Source organism: Inquilinus sp. (genome assembly GCF_039594555.1).
In the GTDB taxonomy this organism is placed as follows: domain Bacteria; phylum Pseudomonadota; class Alphaproteobacteria; order DSM-16000; family Inquilinaceae; genus Inquilinus.
Map to the genome: position 1 here is coordinate 1 of NZ_JBCNNF010000375.1, position 6,683 is coordinate 6,683.

The window sequence follows — 6,683 nt, forward strand, 5'->3', positions numbered from 1 at the left end:
TTTTCAACCGGCCCGGAGGGTCGCCTTGCGGCGGCCGCCTGCGGGCGCGGGCCGCTCGACCGTATGTCCCGATACGCTCTTCGCGGCCCGCGCCCTCATCCGACTCACCGCAAGGCGACGCAGGACGTAAGGGGTTCGGGAAATGCAGGCTGACACAGCGCCCATGCAGAACACTCTCGCCCACGGCCCGGCACTGATGCAGCGGCTGGACGACCTGGCCCGCTTCAGCGAGGACCCGGACCGGCTGACCCGCACCTTCCTGTCGCCGGCGCACCGCCAGGCGGCCGACCAGGTGCTGGCCTGGATGCGCGAAGCCGGGATGGCGGCGCGGACCGACGCCGCCGGCAACGTCGTCGGCCGCTATGAGGGCGACCGGCCGGGGCTGCCGGCGCTGCTGCTCGGCTCCCACATCGACACGGTGCGCGACGCCGGCAAATATGACGGCAATCTCGGCGTGCTGGCCGCCATTGCCGTGGTCGGCGAGCTGCACCGGCGCGGCGAGCGGCTGCCCTTCGCCGTCGAGGTCCTGGCCTTCGGCGACGAGGAGGGCGTGCGCTTCCCGGTCACCCTGACCGGCAGCAACGCCATCGCCGGCACCGTCGACCCGGCGGCGATGGACGCGCTGGACGCCGACGGCCTGCGCCTGGGCGACCTGCTGCGCGAGTTCGGCGGCGACCCGGACGGGCTGGAGGGCGAGGCCCGGCGGCGTGACCGCGTGCTGGGCTATGTCGAGCTGCATATCGAGCAGGGGCCGGTGCTGGAGGCGGAGGACCTGCCGCTCGGCGTGGTCACCGCCATCAACGGCGCCGCCCGCTATAACGCCACGGTCCGCGGCGTCGCCGGCCATGCCGGCACCGTGCCGATGGATCTGCGCCATGACGCGCTGGCCGCCGCCGCCTCGATGATCCTGGCGATCGAGCGCTGCGCCCAGAGCCGGCGCGATGTGGTGGCGACGGTCGGGCAGCTCGACGTGCAGCCCGGCGCCGTCAACGTCATCCCCGGGGCGGTGCGCTTCACCATCGACATCCGCGCGCCCGACGATGCCGACCGCCTGGCGGCGATGGCCGAGATGACCGCGGCGCTGGAGGGCATCGCCCGCGGCCGCGGCGTCGAGCTGGCGCTGGAACGCTACCATGACGCCGGCGCCGTGCGCTGCGACGAGGCGCTGATGGCGCGGCTGGAGACGGCGATCCGCCGCTACGGCCTGCCGGCGCGGCGCCTGCCCAGCGGCGCCGGCCACGATGCCATGGCGATGGCGGCGCTGACCCCGGTGGCCATGCTGTTCCTGCGCTGCCGCGGCGGCATCAGCCACAACCCGGCCGAATCGATCACCGTGGAGGATGCGGACCTTGCCGTGCGCGTCCTGCTCGACCTCCTCCGCCAGTACAACCCTGCCTGACACGAAAGTTCCCGTGATGACCGACAGCATCGACACCGCCATCCGCGCCTGGCTCCACGGCGCGCGCGAGCAGGAGGCCCGGTTCCTGGCGGAGCTGGTCAAGGTTCCGTCCGACAACCCGCCCGGCGACTGCGACGCCCATGCGAAGCGGACCACCGAGCTGCTGCGCGAGCTCGGCTTCGAGGTCGAGGTCCATCCGGTGCCGGCCGAGCTGGCGAAGGCGCATGGCATGATCAGCGCCAGCAACCTGATCGTCCGCCGCCGCTTCGGCGACGGGCCGGTGATCGCGCTGAACGCCCATGGCGACGTGGTGGCGCCGGGCGAGGGCTGGACCCACGACCCCTATGGCGCCGAGGTGGTCGACGGCTGGATGTACGGCCGCGGCGCCGCCGTCTCGAAATCCGACATCGCCACCTACGCCTTTGCCCTGAAGGCGCTGGAGGAGGCCGGCCGGCTGACCCGCGGCACGGTCGAGCTGCACGTGACCTATGACGAGGAATCGGGCGGCGAGATCGGGCCGAAGCTGATCCTGGAGCAGGGGCTGTCGAAGCCCGACTTCGCCATCGCCGCCGCCTTCAGCTATGCGGTGGTGACCGCGCACAATGGCTGCCTGCATCTCGAGGTCGAGGTGCGCGGCAGGTCGGCCCATGCCGCTCTGCCCGCCACCGGCATCGACGCGCTGGAGGCGGCGACGCCGATCCTGGCGGCGCTGTACGAGCATCGGAAGCGCTATGCGGCGACGGTGTCGAAGGTGACCGGCATCGGCTCGCCGCAGCTCACGGTCGGGCTGATCGAGGGCGGCATCAACACCAATGTCGTGCCCGACCGGGTGGCCTTCCGGCTCGACCGCCGGCTGATCCCCGAGGAGAACGGCGCGGCGGTGGAGGCGGAGCTGCGCGGCGTGATCGAAAGCGCCGCCAAGGCCTTCCCGAAGGCGACCGTGGTGGTCCGCCGCATCCTGCTGGCCGAGCCGCTGTCGCCGCTGCCGGGCACCGACCGGCTGGCCGAGGCGATCCGCCGCCGTGCCGCGCCGGTGCTGGGCGAGGACATCCCGGTGAAGGGCGTCCCGCTCTACACCGACGCCCGGCACTACGCCGCCGCCGGTGTGCCGATCGCCCTCTACGGCGCCGGCCCGCGCACCATCGAGGACGCCAACGCCCACCGGGCGAATGAGCGGCTGAAGCTGGACGATCTGTACAAGGCGACGGAGATCGTCGCCTTGGCGGTGCGGGACCTGCTGGCGGAGTAGGCTGGAGAGGCCGGGGCCACCCCCTCACCCGAAATCGCTGCGCGATTTCGACCTCTCCCCGAGGAGAGGTGTATCAGTGTGCACCTCTTCTTCCCCTCTCCTCGGGGAGAGGGAGGGACCCGCCCCGTCAGGGGCGGGAGGGTGAGGGGGAGAGCCGACGGTGCCTTACATCACGCCCTGGACATGTGGCCAGACCTCGACGGCGCCGCGCCAGACCATGTCGATGGCGACGTAGAGGATGACGGCCAGGCCGACATAGGCGATCCAGCGGTGGCGGTTCAGCAGCCTGGCGATGAAGGTGGCCGCGAAGCCCATCAGCGCGATCGACAGGGCCAGGCCGAACACCAGGATGGCCGGGTGCTCGCGCGCCGCGCCGGCGACGGCCAGCACGTTGTCCAGCGACATCGACACGTCGGCGATCACGATCTGCCAGGCGGCCTGGGCGAAGGTCTTGCGCGGCGCGCCCCCTGAACTTCCATTTCCGTTGGCGTCATGGCCGGCCAGCGCCTCCTCGGCCTGGTGCTCCTCCTTGGCGGTGTGGCGAAGCTCGCGCCACATCTTCCAGCACACCCACAGCAGCAGCACGCCGCCGGCCAGCAGCAGGCCGACGATGGCGAGGAGCTGGGTGGTGATCAGCGCGAAGCCGATGCGCAGCAGGGTGGCGGCGGCGATGCCGATCAGGATCGCCTTGCCGCGCTGTTCCTTGGGCAGCCCGGCCGCGGCCAGGCCGATGACGATGGCGTTGTCGCCCGCCAGCACCAGGTCAATCATGATGACCTGGAGCAGGGCGGTCAGCGCCTCGCCCGTCAGCAGATGTTCCATGCGAAAACCGTCCTCTTCGTCGTGAGGAGCGGCCGGCATGCCTTACGGACAGGACGATCAGCGATCGGCAGGCGGGCCACTCCCCTTGGGGAGTTCCAGTCCGACATCGCAGATCCCGAGGGAGCTGCCAGAGGGGCCCGGCCTGGTCGCCGCCCATATAGCGAGGAGGGCTCGCCGGCTCAAGCAGGGGGACGTAGACTGCGGCGCGGGCGCCGCTGGTCGGCCCGGAGGTGTGGCGGAATGGATACACATGAGCCGGTGATCCGGTCCGGCGCGATCACGCCGCAGAAGGCCGGGCAGTGGACCGGCTTCGCCGCCGGGCTGTTCGCCGCCACCGGCCATGCGGTCGAGGCCGCGCCGTCACCGGATCTGAGGCTCAGCCTGCATGTCGGGCCGGCGGTAATGGCGCATTGCCGGGCCGAGGGGCTGGCGCAGGACCGGCTGCAGCGCGAGGGCGACATCGACTTGCTGCCGGCCGGCGCGGCCGGGGCCTGGGAGGATGAAGGGCCGGCCCGTTTCCTGCTGCTGCGCCTTGCCCCGGCCCTTATGAACAGCGCGGCGGAGGGGCTGGGCCTGGCCTCCGCCCGGCTGGAGATCGCGCCGCGGCTGCAGCTGCGCGACCCGCGGATCGAGCATCTCGGCTGGGCCCTGAAGGCGGAGCTGGAGGCGGACATGCCATCCGACCCGCTTTATGCCGACAGCATCGGGCTGGCGCTGGCGACCCATCTGCTGCGGCGCTACGCGACGCCCGTGCCCGCGGCCATGGCGGGCCAGGCGCTGTCGCGGCGGCAGCTGGCCCGGGTGCTGGAGCTGATCGAGGCGCGGCTGGACCAGCGCCTGACCCTGGCCGAGCTGGCGGCCGCCGCCGGCCTCAGCCCCTCCCACTTCAAGCCGCTGTTCAAGGCCTCGACCGGGCTGGCGCCGCACCAGTACGTGATCCGCCGCCGGGTCGATCGGGCACGGGCGCTGCTGCTGGACGGAAGCCTGCCGATGGCGCAGGTCGCGCTCGACGCCGGCTTCGCGCATCAGAGCCACATGGCCCGGGCGATGCGCCGGGTGCTCGGCACCACGCCCGGCGCGCTGCGGCGCGAGCGGGGCTGAACGCCGCCGTCCGAACCTGCTCACGCCCGTCCGTTCCGGCGCGACCCGGCGCCAGCCGGCGCGGCAAGGTCCCGCCCGACTTGGCCCCGATCCGGGGCATAGCGGGAGAGATAACATGTTCACCATCATCGGCGCCACGGGCCGGATCGGCGGGGCTGCGGCGCGGGAGCTGCGGCGGCGCGGCAGGGCGGTGCGGGCAGTGGTCCGCGATCCCGGCAAGGCCGGCGCGCTGGCCGAGGCCGGATGCGAGATCGCCGTCGCCGACAGCGCCGAGCCCGAGGGGCTGATGGCGGCGCTGCGGGGCGCCGAGGGCGCGCTGGCGATCGTGCCGCTGGCCCCGTCGCGCGGCGATGCCGCGGCCGAGGCCCGAGGGCTGATCGACAGCCTGGCCCGGGCGCTGGAGGCGGCGCGGCCGGCGCGCATCGTCGCCATCTCCGACTACGGCGCCCAGCACGCGTCGGGAACCGGCATCACGCTGCTGTTCCATCATCTCGAGCAGCGGCTCGGCGGCCTGCCGGGCATCACCTTCCTGCGCTCGGCCGAGCATATGCAGAACTGGGCGCGGTCCTTGGGCGCAGCCACGGCCACCGGCGTGCTGGCCAGCCTGCACCACCCGCTCGACAAGCGCTTCCCGACCGTCTCGGCCCCCGATGTCGGGCTGATCGCGGCCGACCTGCTGGACGCGGCCGAGTCGCTGCCGCGCATCGTCCATGCCGAGGGGCCGCAGCGCGTCACGGCACTCGACGTTGCCGCCGCTTTGGCCGGTCCGCTCGGCCGGCCGGTCCAGGCGGTGGCCCTGCCGCGCGGCCAGTGGGAGCAGGCGCTGGCGGCGGGTGGGCTGAGCGAAGGCTATGTCCGGCTGATCACCGAGCTCTACGACGCTCACAATGCCGGCCGGATCGAGGTCGAGGGCGGCGAGATCCGGCGGGGAACGACGCCCCTGGCCGAGGTGCTGGGAGCGCTGGTGCGCCGGGCAGGGGGCTAGGTCGGAAACTCCTCATATTGCGGCAGGTCGTCGGCGATGGTGTGCCAGGGCGCCTTGGAGCCGACGAAGATGTGCGCGGTCGGCCGGATGGTCGGGTCGTCGACCAGCGTGCCCATGGCGACATGGACATAGGCGCCGTCGCGGACGACCGAGAACAGCAGCGACCCGCAGGCCCGGCAATGCGTGTTGTTGCCATCCGGCTCGCCATAGATCATCAGCCCGTCCTCGCCCCGGGTTACCGTCAGCTTGGCGCGCTCGATCCCGGCGATGGGCTTGAACGCCGACCCCGTCGTCCGCCGGCAGTTCGAGCAGTGGCAGTTCATGGCATAGACGAATGAATCCGCCACCTCGTACTGGACGGCGCCGCAATAGCATTTGCCGGTCAGCATGCGCGGGCTCTCGGTCACGGGCGCGTCTCCTCCGGGTGATGGCCTTGCGGGCGAGGGTAGCGCCCTCCGCCGCCGCTTGACAGGGCAGGGGCGGCGGGACTAGCGTCCGCTCATTCGAGCATCAATTGCTCAAATGTTGACGGACGCGCTGCCGTGACCCTTCAGGCCGATCTCGGGCATCGCGTCACCTCCGACGCCCAGCGCGAGCAGTTCATGGTCCAGGCGGCCAAGCTGTATTACGACCTGGACCGCAACCAGTCCGAGATCGCGCAGGAGCTGGGGCTGACCCGCTGGCAGGTCGGCCGGTTGCTGCAGGAGGCGCGCGAGACCGGCATCGTCCGCATCGAGATCGTGGCGCGGGGCCAGCGCCGGCCGGATCTCGAGGCCCGGCTGCAGTCCCGCTGGGGCCTGCGCGAGGCGATCGTCGTGCCCGGCCCGGCGACCGGCGAGGGTCCGGCCGACGAGGCCATCGCCATCGACGCCGTGGCCCAGGCCGCGGCGCAGTATCTCGCGGCGCTGGCGCCCCGCCCGGCTCTCGTCGGCGTCTCCTGGGGCCGCACCATGACCGCGGTGGCCCGGCGCCTGCCGCCGCGCTGGAACGAGGGCGTGCAGGTGGTGCTGCTGAACGGCGCCACCGCCATCCGCGGCACCGCCTTCCGCACCAACGCCGTGGCCGAGGGCTTCGCCGAGGCCGGCCCCGGCTCCGCCACCCTGCTGCCGGTGCCGGCCATCGTCGAC

Annotated in this window: 7 protein-coding genes; 5 read left to right on the forward strand and 2 right to left on the reverse strand. The window is 72.6% G+C overall.

Going from position 1 to position 6,683, the window contains the following annotated elements; all coding sequences use genetic code 11:
- Positions 1 to 163 precede the first annotated feature (163 nt).
- A complete protein-coding gene (locus ABDW35_RS28935; RefSeq protein WP_343717315.1) occupies positions 164 to 1,399 on the forward strand; it encodes an allantoate amidohydrolase in 1,236 nt (411 codons plus the stop codon).
- Positions 1,400 to 1,415: 16 nt separating this feature from the next.
- Entirely contained in the window at positions 1,416 to 2,648 is a 1,233-nt protein-coding gene (locus ABDW35_RS28940; RefSeq protein ID WP_343717316.1) for an ArgE/DapE family deacylase, read from the forward strand.
- 165 nt (positions 2,649 to 2,813) lie between these two features.
- Here ABDW35_RS28940 and ABDW35_RS28945 read toward each other — a convergent pair whose 3' ends face one another.
- Positions 2,814 to 3,470 (reverse strand): TerC family protein, encoded by a 657-nt coding sequence (locus ABDW35_RS28945; RefSeq protein ID WP_343717317.1) that lies wholly within the window; start codon positions 3,468 to 3,470, stop codon positions 2,814 to 2,816.
- 240 nt (positions 3,471 to 3,710) lie between these two features.
- Between ABDW35_RS28945 and ABDW35_RS28950 the strand changes: the two genes are divergently transcribed.
- Both ABDW35_RS28950 and ABDW35_RS28955 read left to right on the forward strand, forming a co-directional pair.
- A complete protein-coding gene (locus ABDW35_RS28950) occupies positions 3,711 to 4,571 on the forward strand; it encodes an AraC family transcriptional regulator (RefSeq protein ID WP_343717318.1) in 861 nt (286 codons plus the stop codon).
- 115 nt (positions 4,572 to 4,686) lie between these two features.
- Positions 4,687 to 5,556: an NAD(P)H-binding protein gene (locus ABDW35_RS28955; RefSeq protein WP_343717319.1), complete on the forward strand. Its 870-nt coding sequence runs from the start codon at positions 4,687 to 4,689 to the stop codon at positions 5,554 to 5,556.
- Here ABDW35_RS28955 and ABDW35_RS28960 read toward each other — a convergent pair.
- Entirely contained in the window at positions 5,553 to 5,963 is a 411-nt protein-coding gene (locus tag ABDW35_RS28960) for a GFA family protein (protein ID WP_343717320.1), read from the reverse strand. The two genes, ABDW35_RS28955 and ABDW35_RS28960, sit on opposite strands and share 4 nt — an antisense overlap.
- Positions 5,964 to 6,098: 135 nt before the next feature.
- On the opposite strand from ABDW35_RS28960, the gene ABDW35_RS28965 reads away from it, so the two are divergent.
- On the forward strand, positions 6,099 to 6,683 hold a 585-nt coding region (locus ABDW35_RS28965), incomplete at its 3' end, for a sugar-binding domain-containing protein (RefSeq protein WP_343717321.1).

Bases quoted from the DNA above. Each gene is read 5' to 3' on its own strand.
- ABDW35_RS28945 (WP_343717317.1), bottom strand. From the start codon at position 3,470: ATGGAACATCTGCTGACGGGCGAGGCGCTGACCGCCCTGCTCCAGGTC.
- ABDW35_RS28955 (WP_343717319.1), top strand. From the start codon at position 4,687: ATGTTCACCATCATCGGCGCCACGGGCCGGATCGGCGGGGCTGCGGCG.
- ABDW35_RS28940 (WP_343717316.1), top strand. From the start codon at position 1,416: ATGACCGACAGCATCGACACCGCCATCCGCGCCTGGCTCCACGGCGCG.
- ABDW35_RS28950 (WP_343717318.1), top strand. From the start codon at position 3,711: ATGGATACACATGAGCCGGTGATCCGGTCCGGCGCGATCACGCCGCAG.
- ABDW35_RS28935 (WP_343717315.1), top strand. From the start codon at position 164: ATGCAGAACACTCTCGCCCACGGCCCGGCACTGATGCAGCGGCTGGAC.